1 protein-coding gene is annotated in these 1510 nt (G+C 37.6%); it reads left to right on the top strand.

What is annotated here, in order from left to right; translation table 11 throughout:
- Positions 1–114 precede the first annotated feature (114 nt).
- Positions 115–1410 (top strand): IS110 family RNA-guided transposase, encoded by a 1296-nt coding sequence (locus AC3WR0_RS25320; RefSeq protein ID WP_492554841.1) that lies wholly within the window; start codon positions 115–117, stop codon positions 1408–1410.
- Positions 1411–1510: the final 100 nt, after the last annotated feature.

The raw sequence follows: 1510 nt of genomic DNA, 5'->3' as shown, positions 1-1510 counted from the left end.
TAAGAAAGCATTCCTGTATTAAAGCAAAATGAGGTTTGAACAAAAAAAGCCCCCTTGGTATGATACGAGGTGTCCAGTGCACAGGACCCTAAATTAAACCAAGGAGGGCTTTAAATGAAGTATAAACAAAATCAAAAGATATTACAAATGACCGAAGAGACGTTAATTATTGGAATTGACATTGCTAAACATAAGCATGTTGGTCGTGCGCAAGATTTCCGAGGAATCCAGTTTGGTAAACCGCTAACTTTTGAGAACTCTTTTGAAGGGTTTACCTCTCTTTTAAATTGGGTTAGTGTTTTGAAAATCAAACAGAATAAAAACAATGTGATATTTGGTATGGAACCAACGGGGCATTACTGGCTGCCTCTGGCTTATTGGCTAAAAGAAATGGGTATGAAGGTTGTGGTAGTAAACCCAGCCCATGTAAAGAAATCAAAAGAACTCGATGATAATTCTCCAACGAAAAATGACATAAAAGATGCTCGAGTTATTTCAAGGCTGATTGAAGAGGGGCGCTATTCAGAACCGAATTTGCCGAAAGGCATATATTCTAACCTCCGCGAAGGAATGAACCTGTATGATCAACTAATAACTGATTTACAGACTGTTCAGGGACGCGTTCATCAATGGCTTGACCGATTCTTCCCGGAATATATAAAAGCCTTTGGAAAGTGGGAGGGAAAAGCCTCTTTACAAGTCTTACGAATGGGATTATTCCCAGATGAATTACTGGAGCACTCGGAAGAAGAAATTCTTTTTGAAATTCGTAAAGAAGTAAAACGAGGGGTTGGCATAAAAAAAGTCCGTCAACTTCTTGATGCAGCCCGCCAATCTATTGGAATAAAAGAAGGTAGAAGTCTGGCCAGACTTAAATTACAGACCTTATTAGCCCAATATTCTCTTATTAAAGAACAACTAGAGATGGTTTGGGGAGAAATAGAAGAGATTCTAAAACAAATTCCCGGTGTTGAAGAAATGATCTCAATAAAAGGAATAGCTAAAATAACAGTTGCAGGGTTTTTCGCTGAAATTGGAGACCTTCAAAACTATGAATCACCAGAACAAATTATAAAATTAGCAGGGTTAAATCTTAAATTAGCGACTTCAGGAAAGTGGAAGGGGAAAACGATTATAACTAAAAGAGGACGTCCTAAACTGCGTTCTTTATTGTTTAAGGTTGTTCTCCCGCTAATTGCTCAAAACCATGCTTTTAAAGCTTTACATCACTATTTTACGACTAGAAATGTAAACCCATTAAAGAAAAAACAGTCAATGATCGCCTTATGTTGTAAATTAATCCGTGTTTTGTTTACGGTTGGTAAAAAGAGAATAGCATTTAGCCCAGAAAAAATGTTAAAGGATATCCCCCATTTTCAAGAGCTGGAAAGCGTCAAAAAAGCTGCTTAGTCTCAGTTTTGGAGCAGTCGGCAAATATTTATACTCATGGGCAAAGACCCTGTAAGAAAGCATCGCTGACCCCTTTGATGAAATAGGTAGTAGACAAAGA

The sequence above is a fragment of the Neobacillus sp. FW104-15D2 genome, from assembly GCF_058790155.1.
This window is presented reverse-complemented; position numbering and strand designations above follow the sequence as displayed.